This window comes from Streptomyces hundungensis (genome assembly GCF_003627815.1).
GTDB classification, from domain to species: domain Bacteria; phylum Actinomycetota; class Actinomycetes; order Streptomycetales; family Streptomycetaceae; genus Streptomyces; species Streptomyces hundungensis_A.
Genome location: NZ_CP032698.1, coordinates 2,549,163 through 2,566,586 on the forward strand (window position 1 = coordinate 2,549,163; position 17,424 = coordinate 2,566,586).

At 71.3% G+C, this 17,424-nt stretch carries 15 protein-coding genes; 2 read left to right on the forward strand and 13 right to left on the reverse strand.

Features of this window, described 5'->3' with window-relative positions:
* Nucleotides 1-15: 15 nt before the first annotated feature.
* From rplS to proS, 7 genes are all read right to left on the reverse strand, one after another.
* Entirely contained in the window at nucleotides 16-366 is a 351-nt protein-coding gene (rplS, locus tag DWB77_RS11320) for a 50S ribosomal protein L19 (protein ID WP_120721148.1), read from the reverse strand.
* 126 nt (nucleotides 367-492) lie between these two features.
* Nucleotides 493-1,314, reverse strand: a complete 822-nt coding sequence (gene trmD, locus DWB77_RS11325) for a tRNA (guanosine(37)-N1)-methyltransferase TrmD (protein WP_120721149.1) — start codon at nucleotides 1,312-1,314, stop codon at nucleotides 493-495.
* On the reverse strand, nucleotides 1,314-1,892 hold the full coding sequence (gene rimM, locus DWB77_RS11330) for a ribosome maturation factor RimM (protein WP_120721150.1): 579 nt from the start codon (nucleotides 1,890-1,892) through the stop codon (nucleotides 1,314-1,316). The genes trmD and rimM overlap by 1 nt, the downstream gene beginning before the upstream one ends.
* Nucleotides 1,893-2,056: 164 nt before the next feature.
* A complete protein-coding gene (locus tag DWB77_RS11335; RefSeq protein WP_005311361.1) occupies nucleotides 2,057-2,296 on the reverse strand; it encodes an RNA-binding protein in 240 nt (79 codons plus the stop codon).
* 2 nt (nucleotides 2,297-2,298) lie between these two features.
* A complete protein-coding gene (gene rpsP, locus DWB77_RS11340; protein ID WP_120721151.1) occupies nucleotides 2,299-2,736 on the reverse strand; it encodes a 30S ribosomal protein S16 in 438 nt (145 codons plus the stop codon).
* 237 nt (nucleotides 2,737-2,973) lie between these two features.
* Complete coding sequence (locus DWB77_RS11345) at nucleotides 2,974-3,576, reverse strand: hypothetical protein (RefSeq protein WP_120721152.1); 603 nt, start codon at nucleotides 3,574-3,576, stop codon at nucleotides 2,974-2,976.
* 281 nt (nucleotides 3,577-3,857) lie between these two features.
* Nucleotides 3,858-5,270 carry a proline--tRNA ligase gene (gene proS, locus DWB77_RS11350; RefSeq protein WP_120727661.1) on the reverse strand — a complete coding sequence of 471 codons (1,413 nt, stop codon included), beginning with the start codon at nucleotides 5,268-5,270 and terminating at the stop codon, nucleotides 3,858-3,860.
* 198 nt (nucleotides 5,271-5,468) lie between these two features.
* Here proS and DWB77_RS11355 point away from each other — a divergent pair, with 198 nt between their 5' ends.
* A complete protein-coding gene (locus DWB77_RS11355) occupies nucleotides 5,469-6,332 on the forward strand; it encodes an SAM-dependent methyltransferase (protein WP_120721153.1) in 864 nt (287 codons plus the stop codon).
* 43 nt (nucleotides 6,333-6,375) lie between these two features.
* Here DWB77_RS11355 and ftsH read toward each other — a convergent pair whose 3' ends face one another.
* From ftsH to nsdA, 6 genes are all read right to left on the reverse strand, one after another.
* Nucleotides 6,376-8,232 (reverse strand): ATP-dependent zinc metalloprotease FtsH, encoded by a 1,857-nt coding sequence (ftsH, locus tag DWB77_RS11360; RefSeq protein ID WP_246033842.1) that lies wholly within the window; start codon nucleotides 8,230-8,232, stop codon nucleotides 6,376-6,378.
* Between the two features lie 266 nt (nucleotides 8,233-8,498).
* Entirely contained in the window at nucleotides 8,499-10,043 is a 1,545-nt protein-coding gene (ffh, locus tag DWB77_RS11365; RefSeq protein WP_120721155.1) for a signal recognition particle protein, read from the reverse strand.
* Nucleotides 10,044-10,322: 279 nt separating this feature from the next.
* Nucleotides 10,323-12,779 (reverse strand): [protein-PII] uridylyltransferase, encoded by a 2,457-nt coding sequence (locus DWB77_RS11375; RefSeq protein ID WP_120721157.1) that lies wholly within the window; start codon nucleotides 12,777-12,779, stop codon nucleotides 10,323-10,325.
* 15 nt (nucleotides 12,780-12,794) lie between these two features.
* Nucleotides 12,795-13,133: a P-II family nitrogen regulator gene (locus DWB77_RS11380; protein ID WP_120721158.1), complete on the reverse strand. Its 339-nt coding sequence runs from the start codon at nucleotides 13,131-13,133 to the stop codon at nucleotides 12,795-12,797.
* Nucleotides 13,130-14,470, reverse strand: a complete 1,341-nt coding sequence (locus DWB77_RS11385; protein ID WP_120721159.1) for an ammonium transporter — start codon at nucleotides 14,468-14,470, stop codon at nucleotides 13,130-13,132. The genes DWB77_RS11380 and DWB77_RS11385 overlap by 4 nt, the downstream gene beginning before the upstream one ends.
* 340 nt (nucleotides 14,471-14,810) lie before the next feature.
* Nucleotides 14,811-16,286 carry a transcriptional repressor NsdA gene (gene nsdA / locus DWB77_RS11390; RefSeq protein WP_120721160.1) on the reverse strand — a complete coding sequence of 492 codons (1,476 nt, stop codon included), beginning with the start codon at nucleotides 16,284-16,286 and terminating at the stop codon, nucleotides 14,811-14,813.
* A gap of 461 nt (nucleotides 16,287-16,747) precedes the next feature.
* Between nsdA and DWB77_RS11395 the strand changes: the two genes are divergently transcribed.
* On the forward strand, nucleotides 16,748-17,413 hold the full coding sequence (locus DWB77_RS11395) for a bifunctional DNA primase/polymerase (protein WP_120721161.1): 666 nt from the start codon (nucleotides 16,748-16,750) through the stop codon (nucleotides 17,411-17,413).
* Nucleotides 17,414-17,424 lie beyond the last annotated feature (11 nt).

Genomic DNA, 17,424 nt, shown 5'->3' on the forward strand with positions numbered 1-17,424 from the left:
GGTGTGAGCCGGGGCTCAGCGGTCGCGCTTCTCCTTGATCTTCGCGGCCTTTCCGCGCAGCTCACGGAGGAAGTAGAGCTTGGCGCGACGGACGTCACCGCGGGTCACGACGTCGATCTTCTCGAAGATCGGGGAGTTCACCGGGAAGGTGCGCTCGACGCCGACGGAGAAGGAGACCTTGCGGACGGTGAAGGTCTCGGAGACACCGGCGCCCTGGCGGCGGATGACGACGCCCTTGAACTGCTGGATACGGGAGCGGTTGCCCTCGATCACGCGGACGTGGACGTTGACGGTGTCACCCGGGCGGAAGGCCGGGACGTCGCTGCGCAGCGTGGCGGCGTTGACGGAGTCGAGCAGGCTTGCCATGTGTGACTACTTCCTCACTGACGCCACAGGTCATCAGCGGCATTCGAGATGAATGGGGTGCGGTGCGCGGAAGGCGGGCGTCGTTCCCCCTGTGGCAGGGGCGCCGGCTGGGCGTACAGCAGCGGCCTATTCTTCCACGTCCCTCGGCCTGCGCCAAAATCGGCCGCCGGGCTCGGGGGCCCAGCCGAGGATGGAGAGGGTTTCGCGGTCCTTCTTGTCGAAGGCCGTCGCCTCGCAGCGTTCGATCAGGTCGGGCCGGTGCTGGGCGGTGCGCTTGAACGCCTCGTCGCGCCGCCAGCGCGCGATCTTCCCGTGGTGCCCGCTGAGCAGGACGTCCGGGATGCCGTGGCCGCGCCACTCGGGCGGCTTGGTGTAGACGGGGCCTTCGAGGAGGTTGGCCATGGCGCCGGGTGCGAAGGAGTCGTCGCGGTGGGATTCGGCGTTGCCGAGGACGCCGGGCAGCAGGCGGGCCACCGCCTCGGTGATCACCAGGACGGCCGCCTCGCCGCCGGCCAGGACGTAGTCGCCGATGGACACCTCGTACACGGGGAGCCGGGTGGCGTACTCGTCCATGACGCGGCGGTCGATGCCCTCGTAGCGGGCGGGCGTGAAGATCAGCCAGGGCCGCTCGGAGAGTTCGACGGCGAGTTCCTGGGTGAAGGGGCGGCCGCTGGGGGTGGGCACGACGAGGACGGGGCCGTGCGCGCCCGATTCGTAACCGTTCGCGAGCGCCTCGTCCAGGCAGTCGCCCCAGGGCTCGGTCTTCATGACCATGCCGGGGCCGCCGCCGTAGGGGGTGTCGTCGACGGTGTTGTGCCGGTCGTACGTCCACTCCCGCAGGTCGTGGACGTGGACGTCGAGCTGTCCGCGGGCGCGGGCCTTGCCGACGAGGGAGACGTTCAGCGGGTCGAGGTACTCGGGGAAGATGGTGACGACGTCGAGCCGCATCAGCGCGCGTCCTCGGGGTGGTCGCTGTCGTCGGCGGCCTCGTCGTCCCGGGCCGAGGCGATCTCGGCGCGGTCGTCGATCAGGCCGGGCGGCGGGTCGATGACCGCGCGCTGGGCCTCCAGGTCGATCTCGGTGACGATCTGTTCGACGAAGGGGATCATGACCTCGGTGCCGTCGGGCCGCTCCACGATGAAGAGGTCCTGCGAGGGCAGATGGGTGATCTCGGTGATGCGGCCGACCTCGGTGCCGTCGGCGAGCACGACGTCCAGGTCCATGAGCTGGTGGTCGTAGTACTCGTCGGGCTCGTCGGGCAGGGCGGCCGGGTCGACGTCGGCGATCAGAAGGGTGTTGCGCAGCGCCTCGGCGGCGGTGCGGTCGCGTACGCCCTCGAAGCGCAGCAGCAGTCGGCCGCTGTGCACCCGGCCGGTCTCGATGGTCAGCGGGCCCGCCGACGCCGGGTCGGTGGTGAGTACGGCGCCGGGGCCGAGTCGCAGCTCCGGCTCGTCGGTGCGCACCTCGACGGTGACCTCGCCCTTGATGCCGTGGGCGCGGCCGATCCGCGCGACTACCAACTGCACGCTTGTTTCTCCTTCGGACAACTTCTGCCAACCACGGCTCCGGTGCGGCCGCGGCCTTCGTTCTGCCTATGGCCACTATCGCCCGGAATACGACTACGGGCCGGGGTGGGCGAGAAGCCCACCCCGGCCCGAGCCGGCGTATCTAGGTAAAGCGACCCAACTGGTCAGCGAACCTGGTCCACGTCGACGAGGTCGACCCGGATGCCACGTCCGCCGATTGCGCCCACGACGGTGCGCAGGGCGCGGGCGGTACGGCCGTTGCGGCCGATCACCTTGCCGAGGTCGTCGGGGTGGACCCGGACCTCCAGCACGCGCCCCCGGCGCAGGTTGCGCGAGGCGACCTGCACGTCGTCAGGGTTGTCGACGATGCCTTTCACGAGGTGCTCGAGAGCCTCCTCGAGCATGCTCAGGCCTCGGTCGACTCGGCGGCGGCCTCGGCCTCGTCCGCCTTCTTCTCGGTCTTCTTCGCCTTCTGGGTGATGGCCTCACCCTTGGCGTCGTCGCCCTCGAGGGTCTTGGCGAAGGCCTCGAAGGAAGCGCGCTTGTCTTCCTTCGGCTCCGGCTGGAGCAGCGGCGCGGGGGCCGGGAGGCCCTTGTGTGCCTGCCAGTCACCGGTGAGCTTCAGGATGGCGAGGACGGCCTCGGTCGGCTGGGCGCCGACGGACAGCCAGTACTGCGCACGCTCGGCGTTGACCTCGATGCGCGACGGGTTGTACGTCGGGTGGTAGAGACCGATTTCCTCGATCGCGCGACCGTCACGGCGAGTGCGGGCGTCGGCGACGACGATGCGGTAGTGCGGCTGGCGAATCTTGCCGAGGCGCTTGAGCTTGATCTTGACTGCCACTGGAGTGGTGTCTCCTGGTCTTGACGTGGTTGGGCACATGAGATGCCACGTGGGGTTGCGGTACTCGGGTGCCCGATGGACGCGTCAGCCGGAGGCGAGAGGGTTCCTGTGCGGCTGTCGAGTACAGCTAGCCATTGTGCCACACGCCTGGAGTGCGCACGCCGGGGGTCCGTGGGGCACCCCCGGGCGGCCCGCTCCCCCGGACCTCGCCGCCCCTGCCGGCGGCCGGGCCCGGGGTCAGCCCGCCACGGCGACCACCTCGGCCCCTTCCGGGATGCGGAAAGGCTTGCCGCAGCCGCCGCAGACGATGGGCGCCTGGGCGAGGACGGACGGGACGACGCGGACGTTGCGCCCGCAGTCGCAGACCGCCTTGACCCGCACGCCGCCTCCGGAGGAGCCGTGTCGGGCGGCGGGGCCGCGGAAGGAGCGCTTGGTGTCGGCTGCGGTGGCCACGGTGTGCGCCTTGAGCGCACGCTGGAGCCGTTCGATGGTGGGCCGGTAGCGGCGCCTGGCCTCGGCGTTCAGCGTGACCAGGGAGAAGCCGCTGCTGGGGTGCGGTTCCTCGGGGTGGTCGAGGCCGAGCTCCTCGGCGATCGCCAGAAACCTCCGGTTGTGGTAGCGGCCGGCGCGGGAGGTGTCGCGGACACCGCGGGCGGCGGCAATGCCGTGGACTGCCTCATGGAGCAGTCGCTCGAAGGAGAGCTCGGCGCCACAGGCGGACGACGACTCTCCGATCAGGGACTCGGGCGCGGCAAGGTCCGGCAGCTCGGGGTGGTACCGCTGAATGTCGGCCCACGCCTGTGCCAGCTCTGCGGCGAGAACAGGTGGTGTCGTGCTCACGTCGTGACAACGAGCCGCAGGGCCGCTGTGTTCCTATTCCGGGGCATCCCAAATAATTTGCTCGTACCCGTCAGTTGGCATTGATGCGTGCGGACGAGGGCGGGTGCGCTGATCTGCGGAGAAGGCTCACAGCTCGCACCAAGGTATGACGTAGCGGCGTGTACGCCCCGGCGCGTAGAAGAAGTACACACGCCGGGAACGCGATGGCCGGCCGGACCGCAAGGGGGGTTCCGGCCGACTGTGCGTGGCTGGTGCGCCACCGGCGCCGGGCCGGGCCGCCCTCAGTAGGAGCGGGCCACGATCGCGACGGTACCGGGTGCGTCGTCGGAGTCGGGCACCGACCCGTCCTCGGCGACCAAACACCGTACGGACACGGCCTGTTGGGCGAGTTCGGCCTCGCCTTCGGGGCCGAGTTCGGACCACGGGATGCGCGCCCAGCCGCCGGCGTTCGCCGCCTCGGCGGCCTCGGCGAGGCTCGTCACGTCGCTGGTGCGCGATGCGCGGCGCTCGCGGGACTGGCGCAGCAGCAGCGCCTGGTCCTCTTCGAGGACGGCGGGCAGCAGTTCGGCGAGCTGCTCGACGGAGACCGGCTCCTTGCCGCCGGGGATGCGGCGGGCCAGCATCGCCGTGCCGGCCTCCAGGTCGCGCGGGCCGATCTCGATGCGTACGGGGACGCCCTTGAGCTCCCAGTCCACGGCGCGGCGGCCGAAGGGGGTGTCGACGCGGTCGTCGACCTGCACCCGCAGGCCCGCCGCCTTGAGGCGGTCGCCGAGCTCGCGGACCTTGGTGACGGCCTCGTCGCCCTTGATGGCCATGACGACGATCTGGACGGCGGCGAGCCGGGGCGGCACCCGCAGTCCGTTGTCGTCGCCGTGGGACATGATCAGGCCGCCGACCATGCGGGTGGAGACGCCCCAGGAGGTCTGCCAGACGAGTTCCTGCTTGCCGTCCCTTGACAGGTACTGGGTGTTGAAGGCTTTGGCGAAGTTGGTGCCGAGCTCGTGGCTCGTGCCCATCTGGAGCGCCTTGCCGTCGCCCATCATCCCTTCCAGGGTGAGGGTGTTGATGGCTCCGGCGAAGCGTTCCTTGGCGGTCTTGCGGCCGAGCACGACGTCGATGCCGAGCACGTTGATCATGAAGTCGGCGTAGACGTCGCGGTGGATGCGCGCGGCGTAGTCGCGGGCGTCCTCGTAGGTGGCGTGGGCGGTGTGCCCTTCCTGCCACAGGAATTCGCTCGTACGGAGGAAGACGCGCGGGCGCATCTCCCAACGGACCACGTTCGCCCACTGGTTGATGAGCAGCGGCAGGTCCCGGTAGCTCTGGACCCACTTCGAGAAGTATTCGTTGACGATCGTCTCGGAGGTGGGGCGGACCACGACGGGCTCTTCGAGCTCCTTGCCGCCACCGTGGGTGACCACCGCGAGCTCGGGCGCGAAGCCCTCGACGTGCTGAGCTTCGCGAGTCAGGTAAGACTGGGGGATGAAGAGCGGGAAGTAGGCGTTCTGGGCGCCTGCGTCCTTGATGCGTACGTCCATCTCCTGTTGCATCCGCTCCCAGAGGCCGTAACCGTAGGGTCGGATCACCATGGTGCCGCGCACGGGACCGTTGTCCGCGAGCTCGGCCTTGTTGATCAGGTCCTGGTACCAGCGCGGGAAGTCTTCCGCCTGGGGCGTGAGAACGGGTGCCTTAGCCATGGCGCGCATGGTACGGGCCGGGGATGGCGGAGTGTGAATCGCCTTTTGGCCTCGGTCGGCGGGCGGTTGATGGCTCCGCCCTCTGGACGCGGGCCGGGATGCGGAGTTCCCTGGCATACGGGGGAAGTGCGTACGGACATTCACGGGGGGCTGTCAATCAGGGCACAGCTGACCTCTCGGAGGATTGGGGCGCTTTCCATGACACCAACGCTCGTCCGGCATCAGTCCCGCACGGCCTCCGCCCCACGGGCGGGCACGACCGAGCGCGCGCGGGACTGGGCGGAGATCCAGGAACGGATGCTGGTCCCCCTCATCGAGGCGGCGTACGAGCGGCTCGACGTGGGCCCCGCCACCCGGCTGCTCGGGCTCGGCTGTGGTTCGGGTCTCGGGCTGCTGATGGCGGCCTCGCGCGGTGCGACGGTGACCGGCGTGGACTGCCCGGAGCGGGCCGCGCGGCTGGCTCTGGCGCGGGAGCGGCTGGCGCCGGGGCCCGGGCACGAGGTCGCCGCGGGAGCGGGTGCGGCGCGGCTGGTGACGGGCGGCCCGGGCGATGCGGCCGAGCCCGGCGGCGCCCCGTACAACGTGATCACGGCGTTCGAGCCGGTCGGCTGTGCGGCCGGTGACACGGAGGGCCTGGTGCCCGCCCTGGAGGCGGCCGTCGCGCTGGCGGAGCACGGCAGCGCCGTGGTGCTGGCCGGCTGGGGGCCGCCGGAGCGGTGTGCCACCTCGGCGGTGCTACGGGTGGCGACCCGGTTGACCTCCCGGCTCAACGACGCGCCGCGCTGGCGGCCGAGCCTGCGCGACGACCTGGAGGACGTGGCGGCCCGCGCCGGCCTCAAGCCGGACGGTTCGGGGCGGGTGGCCTGCCCGTTCGGCTACGCGGATCTGGACAGCGCGATCCGGGGTCTGATGGCGACCGGCGCCTTCGACGCGGCGGCGCGCGCCATCGATCAGGCGCAGGTGGAGAAGGAGCTCGTGGAGGCGCTGCACGGGCATGTGCGCCGCGACGGCACGGTGTGGATGGCGAACGTCTTTCGCTACCTGATCGCCCGCACTCCGTGAGGGGCCCGGTAACAGCCTTGCTGATCAAGGGGGTTGGGGCCGCCTACGCCGTCCCGTCCGCCCCCGCCTTGGACAGGCGGGGGATGCCGGCCGCGCGGTAGGCGGCCTCCTCCTCCAGCGTCTCGTTGGCGAGCAGCGCCTCGGCGAGGGCGTCCAGCTTGTCGCGGTTGTCGCGCAGCAGGGTGCAGGCCCGGTCGTAGCACTCGTCGACGATGCGGCGCATCTCGACGGCGATGGCGTCCAGGGTGCCGGGCGCCGCCGAGAGTCCGTAGGGCTGCTGGGCGTCTCCCGGCAGGGCGGAGAGGGGGCCGATCCGCTCGCTCATGCCCCAGCGGCCGACCATGCCGCGCACGATGTTGGTGACCTGTTCGAGGTCGTTCTCGGCGCCGGTGGTGACGACGTCGAAGACGAGTTGCTCGGCCGCCATGCCGCCGAGCGCCCCGATGACGCGGCCGCGCAGATACTCCTCGGTGTACGCGTACTTGTCGGCGTCCGGGGTGGACAGGGTGACGCCGAGGGCGCGGCCCCGCGGCACGATGGTGACCTTGCGGACCGGGTCGGCGCCGGGCTGGACCATGCCGAGGAGCGCGTGTCCGCTCTCGTGGTAGGCGGTGCGGCGGCGCTCCTCGTAGGGCATCACCAGGGGCCGCTCCGCGCCGAGTTGGACCTTTTCCAGGGCGTCGGAGAGGTCGGACTGGGTGACCTCGTTCTGCTGGCGTTTGACGGCGAGCAGGGCCGCCTCGTTGGCGAGGTTGGCGAGGTCGGCCCCGGTCATGCCGGGGGTGGTGCGGGCGACCTGTTGCAGATCGACGTCGCGGGCCAGGGGGATCTCCCGGGTGTGGATCCTCAGGATGGCTTCGCGGCCGCCCCGGTCGGGCGGGCTGACGTGGACGATGCGGTCGAAGCGGCCGGGGCGGGTGAGGGCGGGGTCCAGGACGTCGGGCCGGTTGGTGGCGGCGAGCACGATGACGCCTTCGGAGCCGGAGAAGCCGTCCATCTCGGTGAGGATCTGGTTGAGGGTCTGTTCGCGTTCGTCATGGCCGCCCATGCCGGAGCCGCCGCCGCGGGCCCGGCCGATGGTGTCGATCTCGTCGATGAAGACGATGGCGGGGGCCACCTTGCGGGCCTCGGCGAACAGTTCGCGCACGCGGGAGGCGCCCACGCCCACGATCATCTCGATGAACTCGGAGGCGGACGCGGAGAAGAACGGCACCCCGGCCTCCCCCGCGACGGCCCGCGCGAGCAGCGTCTTGCCGGTGCCGGGCGGGCCCGCGAGCAGCACGCCGCCGGGCATGCGGGCGCCCATCTCGTGGTAGGCGCCGGGGTTCTTGAGGAAGTCGACGACGTCGTTGAGTTCGCCCTCGACCTCGTCGATGCCGGCCACGTCCTCGAAGGTGGTGCGCTTGACGCCGGCCATCTCGACGGGCTGGGGCGGGGTCTTGCGGCCGAGCATCCCGCCGGCGCCGCCGCCCATGCCGGCGCTCATGCGGCGGGCGATGAACAGCCACAGCACGACGAGCAGCAGCATGGGAGCGAGCGAGATGAGGAGGTTGGCGAGGAAGCTGCGGTGTTCGACGACGGGTTCCGCGGTGACGGTGACGTTCTGCTTGGTCAGCTGGGACCACAGGTCGTCGTCGGCAAAGGTGGGGCGCTGGGTGGTGAACTTGGTGTAGTCGCCGCTGCCGTCGCCGGAGGGCACGGGGGCCTTGTTCTTGAGCTGGCCCTGGATGGCGTCGCCCTTGGCGTAGATCTTGGAGACGTTGCCGGCCGTGACCTGCTTGCTGAACTCGGTGTACGAGACGGTCGGCTCGTCGCCGTCGTTGAAGAACGACAGGATCAGATTGGTGATCAGGTAGACGACCAGCGCGGTGAGGATCAGCCGGCCCCAGCCACCGGGCATCTTCTTCTTCGGCGCGGGCGGCGGCGGTGCCCCTTCGGAGCGCCACGGCTGGTCGGGGCGGTCGCGCGGGGGTACGGAAGTGGGCACGTGCTCTCCTCTTGGCCGGTACGCGCCATTATTGGAGACCCGTATGAATCAGGCATTCCGGGCGGGTCCTGACGAGGTGTCCGCATACGCGTGGGCGACCCACATGTGGGCGACCCACATACGTGTGGGGCGCCTCCCCGATCCGCCGGGAGGCGCCCCACACAGCCGTACGCGGGCGGTCAGCCCATGAACTTCTTGAACTCGTCGGGCAGCTCGAAGTTCTTCTGCTCCTCGGCGCTCGGCAGTCCGAGCGCCCCGCCCTGCGCCTTGCGCTCGGCGGCGGCGGCCTCCTCGGCCTTGCGCTTCATCGGGTTGCCGCTCTTGCGCTTGCCCTTGCCCTGCTTGATCTGCTTCTTCTGCCGACCGGGTCCGCCACCCATGCCCGGCATCCCCGGCATACCCGGCATTCCGCCACCCTGGGCCATCCGGGACATCATCTTGCGGGCGTCGAAGAACCGCTCGACGAGGTTCTTGACGGCGCTGACCTCGACGCCGGAACCCTTGGCGATACGGGCGCGGCGCGAGCCGTTGATGATGGTCGGGTCGTGGCGCTCGCCGGGGGTCATCGACTTGATGATGGCCGCGGTACGGTCCACGTCCCGCTCGTCGATGTTGTTGATCTGGTCCTTGATCTGCCCCATGCCGGGGAGCATGCCGAGCAGCTTGGAGATGGAGCCCATCTTGCGGACCTGCTCCATCTGGGCCAGGAAGTCGTCGAGCGTGAAGTCCTTCCCGCCCTTGCTGGACGCCAGCTTGGAGGCCATCTTCTCGGCCTCGGCCTGGCTGAAGGTCTTCTCCGCCTGCTCGATCAGGGTGAGCAGGTCACCCATGTCGAGGATGCGGGACGCCATCCGGTCCGGGTGGAAGGCGTCGAAGTCCTCCAGCTTCTCGCCGTTGGAGGCGAACATGATCTGCTTGCCCGTGACGTGGGCGATGGAGAGCGCCGCGCCACCGCGGGCGTCGCCGTCGAGCTTGGAGAGGACGACGCCGTCGAAACCGACGCCGTCGCGGAAGGCCTCGGCGGTGTTGACCGCGTCCTGGCCGATCATCGCGTCGACGACGAACAGGACCTCGTCGGGGCTGACGGCGTCGCGGATGTCCGCGGCCTGCTGCATCAGCTCCTGGTCGATGCCGAGGCGTCCGGCGGTGTCGACGACGACCACGTCGTACTGCTTGGCGCGGGCGAACTCCAGGGAGTCCTTGGCGACCTTGACCGGGTCGCCGACGCCGTTGCCCGGCTCCGGCGCGTAGACCGCGACACCGGCGCGCTCGGCGACGACGCTCAGCTGGTTGACGGCGTTGGGGCGCTGGAGGTCACAGGCGACCAGGAGCGGGGAGTGACCCTGCCCCTTGAGCCACTTGCCGAGCTTTCCGGCGAGGGTGGTCTTACCGGCGCCCTGGAGGCCCGCGAGCATGATCACGGTCGGCGGGTTCTTGGCGAACCGCAGACGACGGGTCTCGCCGCCGAGGATGCCGATGAGCTCCTCGTTGACGATCTTGATGACCTGCTGGGCGGGGTTGAGGGCCTGGGAGACCTCGATGCCGGACGCGCGCTCCTTGACCTGCTTGATGAAGGCGCGGACTACGGGCAGCGCGACGTCGGCCTCGAGCAGCGCGATGCGGATCTCGCGCGCCGTGGCGTCGATGTCCGCCTCGCTCAAGCGTCCTTTGCCCCGGAGGTTCTTGAACGTCGCACTCAGGCGGTCGGAAAGGGTATCGAACACGGTGGTCGCGGGTCCTCGGCTCGTGGGGCGGTCGGGTGGGAGCCTGTGTCTGCGCCCCGGCCGGATCAGCGCGCGGCGTCTGGTGCGTGCGATCGCAAGGCGCCGGAAGGTTCTTGTAGCGGAGCTACCAGGGCCTTTCGGCAACGCGGCGAGCGTGCGTGCCAGACGCCGTGCGCCCGGCCGGGACGCAGACACAGGCTTCGAACGGACCCCAGGGTATCCCGGAAGGATGCCCGTGCGCGGGGGTGCGTGCAGGGGGGCATCCCCGGTGAGGGGCCGTTACGCCGGCCCGGGCGCGGTCGCCAGTGCCGACTCCACGCGCGCGGCCACCCCGGCCGCCTCCCCCGCGCCGAGCGCCGCGCCCTTCGCGTCCGTCACATAGAAGGCGTCCACGGCGTTGGAGCCCAGCGTCGACACATGCGCGGAACGCACCCGTACGCCCGCCGTCTCCAGGGCGTGGCCGATGCGGTGCAGGAGGCCGGGGGCGTCCTGGGCGCGGACCTCGATGACGGTGGCGTGCCGGGAGGCCGAGGGGGCCACCCTCACTCGGGGCGGCGGGGCCTGGGCGCCGCGCCGGCGCGGGTAGGCCGCCTCGCGTTCGGCGAGCCGGGCCTCGATGTCGAGGGAGCCCGCGAGGGCCCGCACCAGGTCGGCGCGGAGCCGGGCCGCCTGGGGCAGCGAGCCGTACGCGGCGGCCACCCGCCAGTCCAGGAGCAGGACCGAGCCGCCGACCGGGTCGGGGAGTTCGACGGTCCGCAGATCGGCGGCGCGCACGGTGAGGCGGTGCAGGGCGAGGACGCCGGCCGTGACGGGCAGCACGCCCGGCTGGTCGGGGACGGCGACCAGGAGCTCCACACCCAGGGGTTCGTGCTCTTCGGAGGTGTCGGTGCGGGCGCGCAGGGCGAGGACGGGTCCCGCGGTGCGGTGGGCCTCGATGGCGAGGCGTTCCTGTTCGGCGGTGATGTCGGCGGGTTCGGGGTCGGCGGGCTGTCCCGCGAGGACCGCCGCGGCGCGTTTGACGAGGTCGGCGACGAGTGAGCCGCGCCAGGAGGACCAGGCGGCGGGGCCGGTGGCCAGCGCGTCCGCCTCGGTCAGGGCGTGCAGCAGCTCCAGGGTTCCGGTCGAGCCGACCGCGTCGGCGACGGCGCGCACGGTCGCCGGGTCGTCGAGGTCGCGCCGGGTGGCGGTCTCGATGAGCAGCAGGTGATGACGGACGAGGGTGGCGATGACGGCCACGTCGGCGGCGGGGAACCCGATGCGGGCGGCGACGTCGCGGGCGATGGTCTCGCCGACCACCGAGTGGTCGCCGGGCCAGCCCTTGCCGATGTCGTGGAGGAGGGCGGCGACCAGGAGCAGGTCGGGCCGGTGCACCCGGCGGGTGAGATGGGAGGCGCGGACGGCCGTTTCGACGAGGTGGCGGTCGACGGTCCAGGTGTGCACGGCGTTGCGCTGGGGCCGGCAGCGTACGCGTTCCCAGTCGGGCAGCAGGGCCGTGATGAGCCCCTCCGCTTCGAGGGCCTCCCAGACCGGGACGGTGGACTCGCCCGCGCCGAGCAGGGTGACGAGCTGGTCGCGGGCCTCGGCGGGCCAGGGCGTGGGCAGCGGCCGGGCCGTGGCGGCCAGGCGGCGCACCGCGTGCGGGGAGATGGGCAGACCCGCCTGGGCCGCCGCGGCGGCGGCGCGCAGCGGCAGGACGGGGTCCTTCTCGGGGCGGGCGGTCAGGGCGAGCACGACCTCGCCGTCCTGCTCGACTACGCCCTCGGCGAGCGGGGTGCGCTCAGAGGCGCCGGTGCGTCCGCCGAACAGGCGGCTCAGGCGGGGCCGGGCGGAGCGGGCGCGCAGCACACGGCCGACCTCGCGCCAGGTGACGTCGCCGGCATAGGAGATGACGCGGGCCGACTCCGACACCTGACGGAGCATCACATCAGCGTCCAGGAGCCCCAGTTCGACGGCGACGGCGTCCTGCTCCTGGAGGGCGAGGCGGTCGGTGGCGCGGCCGGTGCACAGGTGCAGCGCGTCGCGTACGTCCAGGAGGCGGCGCCGGGCGTCGGCGAGTCCCTCCCGGGGGGCGTCCGCGAGCCAGGAGGCGGCGACCGCGCGCAGGGCGGTCGCGTCCCGCAGTCCGCCCCTGGCCTCCTTGAGGTCGCCTTCGAGGAGGTACTGCAACTCGCCCTGGCGCTGCGCCCGTTCGCGGCACAGCTCGTCGAGCTCGGGCAGCCGTCGCGGGGCGAGGTTGCGCCAGTCGGCCAGGACGGTGGTGCGCAGGGCGGAGGTGAGGGCGAGGTCGCCCGCGACATGGCGGGCGTCCAGGAGGCCGAGGTGCACCTTGAGGTCCTCGCCCGCCGTCCTGCGGGCCTCGGCGGGGGTGCGCACCGAATGGTCGAGGGCGAGGCCGAGGTCCCACACCGGGTACCAGAGGCGGTCGGCGAGCAGGGCGAGCGCCCCGGCGTCGGCCCGCCCGTCGTGCAGGAGCAGCAGGTCGAGGTCGCTGCGCGGGGAGAGCTCGCCGCGCCCGTAGCCGCCGACCGCGACCAGGGACGCGCCGGCGACGCCGGCCTGGCGGGCGGCGGCGGTGAACAGGTCGGCCAGCCAGTGGTCGGTCAGCTCCGCGAGGGCCGCACGGCGCGGCGGCCCGGGCCGCCCCTTCTCGGTGAGAAGGCGCAGCCGGGCCGCCGCGTAGCCGCCGGGCTCCGAGTCGCCGTCATCGGCTTCTTGGCTCACATCAACGCTCGTCACCCAGTAGCTCCTTGCCTACAGCGCGTCGGGGCCGCGCTCGCCGGTACGGACCCGGACCGCGGTCTCGACGGGCACGCTCCACACCTTGCCGTCGCCGATCTTTCCGGTGTGGGCGGCCTTGACGACGACCTCGATCAGTTCTTCGGCGTCGCCGTCCTCGACCAGGACCTCGATGCGGATCTTGGGTACGAGGTCGACGGTGTACTCGGCGCCGCGGTAGACCTCGGTGTGGCCGCGCTGGCGCCCGTATCCGCTGGCCTCGGTGACGGTCAGACCGTGGACGCCGAAGGCCTGGAGGGCCTGCTTGATCTCGTCGAGCCGGTGCGGCTTGACGACCGCCGTGATGAGTTTCATGCGTCCACCTTCTTGTTCGCTGCCATCTCGCCCGGGACCGCCACGGTCCTGCGGGGTGCGGTGCCGCCGCCCGCGCCGCTGAAGTCGTACGCCGTCTCGGCGTGCTCGACCTGGTCGATGCCGGAGACCTCGTCGTCCTCGGGGACGCGCATCCCGATCGTCTTGTCGAGGGCGAGGGCGAGGACCGCGGAGACCACCAGCGAGTAGCCGAGGACCGCGCCCACCCCGAGGGCCTGCTTGCCGAGCTGGTCGAGGCCGCCTCCGTAGAAGAGGCCCTTGGCGGTGGACTGTACGCCGCCGGTGGCGAAGAGGCCGACGAGCAGGGAGCCGGTGATGCCGCCGACCATGTGGACGCCGACGACGTCGAGCGAGTCGTCGAATCCGAAGCGGTACTTGAGGTTGATCGCCATGGCGCACAGGACGCCCGCGATCACGCCGATCGCGATGGCGCCGAGCGGGCTGACACAGCCGCCCGACGGCGTGATGGCGACCAGGCCCGCGACGGCGCCGGAGGCGGCGCCGAGCGTGGTGAACGAGCCGTGGCGGAGCTTTTCGTAGAGCAGCCAGGCGAGCATGGCGGCGGCGGTGGCGACCTGGGTGTTGACGAACATCACGGCGCCCACGCCGTCGTCGTTGCCGAGCCAGGAGCCGGCGTTGAAGCCGAACCAGCCGAACCACAACAGGCCCGCGCCGAGCATGACCAGCGGCAGGCTGTGCGGCCGCATGGGGTCCTTCTTGAAGCCGACGCGCTTGCCGATCACCAGGATCACGCCGAGGGCGGCCGCACCCGCGTTGATGTGCACGGCGGTGCCGCCGGCGAAGTCGATGACGCCCTTCTTGAAGAGCCAGCCGTCCGAGGCCCACACCCAGTGCGCGACGGGGAAGTAGACGACGGTGACCCACAGCGCGGTGAACAGCGCCCAGGCCGTGAACTTGACGCGGTCGGCGAGCGCCCCGCTGATGAGGGCGGGTGTGATGACCGCGAACATCAGCTGGAAGACCGCGAAGACGTAGATCGGGATGCTGTACCCGGGCCAGAGCTGGACAAGGCCGATGCCGCTGAGCCCGAAGTAGTCCTTGGACCAGCCGATGAAGCCGTTGCTCTCGCCGAAGGCCAGGCTGAATCCGTAGAGCACCCACAGGATCGTGACGATGCCGAGACTGATGAAGCTCATCATCAGCATGTTCAGGGTGCTCTTGACGCGGACCATGCCTCCGTAGAAGAAGGCGAGCCCGGGCGTCATGATCATCACCAGCGCCGAGCAGATCAGCATGAATCCTGTGTTGGCGCTGGACAGCTGGGGAGCGTCAGCTGCGAGCGTGATGCCTGGGGGCATCGGCGTCTCCTCGTCGTCGGTACGACCCGTGCGGGGGGCGTTACTCGGGCGGGAACTGGCTGGAGGCCGGTTATGCGCCATGAGGTTGTCCCAGCACGGTTTCCGTCGATGCCGCTCGATGTTTCGACGCAGTGACGAAGGAGGAGGGCGTGTTACGCGCCCGTGAACTGCCGGATCGGCGCGGACGCGGCCCCTACCATCCCGGGGCGCCGCACCTGAGGGACCGGCCGCGACGCCACCCGCTCGACCTGGCGTGGGGGAGCCGAGTCGGGCTGAACGGGGTGGGTGTCGCGGCCGGGGTGTGGGGGGCCGCCGCCGGAGACCGGCGGGCAGCCGGTACTCAGACGGCCTCGGCCGTCTCGGGCAGTTCCCTGCTGAGCAGATCCGTCATCCGGACCACCTCGGCGACGTCCGAGAATTCCCGCGCGGCGGTGTCGACGGTCTTGCGCAGCCGGGTGTTGACCCGCTCGGAGCGGACCCGCTTGGCGACCCTGAGTGCCTGCTCGGCCAGCACGGTCGACTGCTCGGGCTCCCGCTTGAGCAGATGCACGGTGGCCATGCCGATGAGGTTCAGGGCGTAGGAGCGCTGGTGCTCCTCGTCCTTGCCGAACAGGGTGACGGCACGCTCCATCACGGGCTCGGCGAGCGAGGCGTAGGTGGGACTGCGGCCCGCCACATAGGCGAGGTCGCGGTAGGAGTGGGCGTTCTCGCCGTTGAGCTCCGCCTCGGAGAAGAAGCGGATCCAGTCGGGCTCCGGCTCGCCGTCGAGCCCGGCGTCGCCGAAGGTCTCCTCGGCCATCCGCACGGCCCGCTTGGTCTTGCTGGGCTGGCCCATGTTGGCGTAGGCGCGGGCCTCCATCGCATACAGCATCGCCTGGGTGCGGGCGGTGGCACAGTCGCGGCTGCCGTACTGGGCGAGGTGGATGAGTTCCAGGGCGTCGTCGGGCCGGCCGAGGTGGATCATCTGGCGGCTCATGGAGGACAGGATGTACGAGCCCAGCGACTTGTCGCCCGCCTCCTTGGAGGCGTGCAGGGCGAGCACGAAGTACTTCTGGGCGGTGGGCTGGAGGCCGACGTCGTAGCTCATCCACCCCGCCAGCTCGGCGAGTTCGGCGGCGCACTGGAAGAGGCGTTTGGCGGTGGCGGCGGGCTGGGGTTCCTGAAGCAGGTCGGTGACCTCGTGGAGCTGGCCGACCACGGCCTTGCGGCGCAGCCCGCCACCGCACTGGGCGTCCCACTGGCGGAACATCGCGGTGGTGGATTCGAGCAGTTCCAGTTCGGGCTTGGAGAGCCGGGAGGGGCGCCGGGCGCTCGCCGCGGTCTCCGGGGGGCCGGGCTCGCTGGTGAGCGAGGGCACGAGCCAGCGCTGCATGGGCTCGATCAGGGCGGGCCCGGCGGCCAGCATCAGCGAGGTGCCGAGGAAGCCGCGCCGGGCGAGCATCAGGTCGCTGCGCGAGAACTCGCTGAGCAGCGACACCGTTTGGGGGCCGGCCCAGGGCAGGTCGACCCCGGAGACCGACGGCGACTGGTGGGCCTGGCGCAGGCCCAGGTCCTCGATCGCGACGACGCTGCCGAAGCGCTCGGAGAACAGCTCCGAGAGGATCCGGGGAATCGGCTCGCGCGGCATCTCGCCGTCGAGCCAGCGGCGCACCCGCGAGGTGTCGGTGCTGATGTGGTGCGCGCCCATCTGGCGGGCCCGCCGGTTCACCTGGCGCGCCAGCTCACCCTTCGACCAGCCACTGCGTACGAACCACGAACTCAGCTGCTCGTTGGGGCGCTTTCCGGCGCTCGTCCCGCTAGCCCCACTGCCGCTCACTGGAACGCCCCCAATCCGCTGAAGCCTCATGTGCGTCGGTTGTGCATCGATTGCGCGAACCCCTATCAGAATGCCGCTAGTTGGGCTTCCTGTCCCGCGGTTGGACCCGCTCGGACGGTAAACCCGGTTGCCTCCGGCATACCCGCGGGTGCGTCTACCCCCGAGGTCCGTGTACCGACGGTAATCCTACGATCACCCGTCCAGCCATGGCGATTACAGAAACGCCACCATTCGCCACCCCTTCGAATGAACTCCCCTGCCGCCAGGCGCGATTCACTTGACACCTGACGATCAGCGTCGGGTGGAGCGGAGTGAGCCGGGGCGCGCGGCGCACTTCGCACCACCTCTTTCACGACCGTGTCCGACCTGGCGGGAACGGAAAGTGACGGGAAAACTCCGGATCGTCACGACTATGACACTGGCGTCGTAACCACCGACGCGGCACACCCGTTGGAGGGGGCATGGGCTTCACGATCGGCGGCAGCCGGGGGATCAGGGAGACCCGGCCCGGCTCTTGGCGCCGCGGCCGCTCCGCGCGTACGACCCGCACGAGCGAGGCCACCGTGGTGGCCGAGTACACCGGCCTGTGGGGCTGGGACGTCGCACCGGGCGCCCGCGCCCTGAACGGCGAGTGTTCCTGCGGCAGTTCCTCCTGTCCGGCGCCCGGCGCGCATCCGCTCGCCTTCCTGCCGGAGGTGCCGGCGGGCGCCACCCTCGACGAGGTGACCGAGGCGTGGTCGCGCTGCCCCGGCGCGGCGGTGCTGCTGCCGGTCGGGCGGACCTTCGACGTCCTGGACGTGGCGGCACCGGCCGGGCGCCGCGCGCTGGTGCGCCTGGAGCGGATGGGGCTTCCGCTGGGGCCGGTGGCGACGACGCCGGAAGGGCGCACCCACTTCTACGTCGCCCCGGGCGCTTCCGCCGAACTCCCCCGCCTGCTCTACCGGATGGGCTGGGACGACGCGGTCCTCGACCTGCGCTGCCCGCCCCGGGGCAGCCATGTGCCGGCGCCGCCTTCGGGCGATGTGCACTGGCTGCGGCCGCCGTCCCTGGACACCGCGACGCGCCCCCCGCAGGCCCGCCTCCTGCTGGGCACGCTGGCGTACATCTGCCATCGCTCGGCCGCGTAACGCCGCCACCC

What these genes read in the sequence shown, in the direction of transcription:
- rplS (WP_120721148.1), bottom strand. Translation starts at nt 366, where the DNA reads ATGGCAAGCCTGCTCGACTCCGTCAACGCCGCCACGCTGCGCAGCGAC.
- trmD (WP_120721149.1), bottom strand. Translation starts at nt 1,314, where the DNA reads ATGCGGCTCGACGTCGTCACCATCTTCCCCGAGTACCTCGACCCGCTG.
- DWB77_RS11335 (WP_005311361.1), bottom strand. Translation starts at nt 2,296, where the DNA reads ATGCTCGAGGAGGCTCTCGAGCACCTCGTGAAAGGCATCGTCGACAAC.
- proS (WP_120727661.1), bottom strand. Translation starts at nt 5,270, where the DNA reads ATGGCTAAGGCACCCGTTCTCACGCCCCAGGCGGAAGACTTCCCGCGC.
- DWB77_RS11355 (WP_120721153.1), top strand. Translation starts at nt 5,469, where the DNA reads ATGACACCAACGCTCGTCCGGCATCAGTCCCGCACGGCCTCCGCCCCA.
- ftsH (WP_246033842.1), bottom strand. Translation starts at nt 8,232, where the DNA reads ATGCCCGGTGGCTGGGGCCGGCTGATCCTCACCGCGCTGGTCGTCTAC.
- DWB77_RS11380 (WP_120721158.1), bottom strand. Translation starts at nt 13,133, where the DNA reads ATGAAACTCATCACGGCGGTCGTCAAGCCGCACCGGCTCGACGAGATC.
- DWB77_RS11385 (WP_120721159.1), bottom strand. Translation starts at nt 14,470, where the DNA reads ATGCCCCCAGGCATCACGCTCGCAGCTGACGCTCCCCAGCTGTCCAGC.
- DWB77_RS11395 (WP_120721161.1), top strand. Translation starts at nt 16,748, where the DNA reads ATGGGCTTCACGATCGGCGGCAGCCGGGGGATCAGGGAGACCCGGCCC.